1 protein-coding gene is annotated in these 278 nt (G+C 44.2%); it reads right to left on the minus strand.

Annotated elements, in window-relative coordinates:
• Positions 1–278 (minus strand): PHP domain-containing protein (locus SAY88_RS24990; protein ID WP_332635120.1); only part of this gene is annotated, 278 nt, incomplete at both ends.

Consider the following 278-nt stretch of genomic DNA (forward strand, 5'->3'; position numbering starts at 1 on the left):
GTCACTGCACTAATACTTTGCACCATATCCATTGCGCGTTCCGGTTCGGCTCCCAAAATAACAGGCAACTCACCAACACTTGGCAACACAATATACAGGCCAGCCAAATAAGCAGTCAACATGTCAAACGTCACAGCTTCAGATGTCGTCTTCAACAAGCTACTGATTGCCAGGAGATTGTGATAACCGGTTTGATTCTCAACCAACAACACCATTGGATAATGCTGTGAAGTGGCCAATCCTTGAATTGTGATTGTCAGACCAAGAATTGGTTTGAT

Origin of the sequence: Halalkalibacter flavus (assembly GCF_036663575.1) — a bacterium.
Lineage (GTDB): Bacteria > Bacillota > Bacilli > Bacillales > Bacillaceae_D > Halalkalibacter > Halalkalibacter flavus.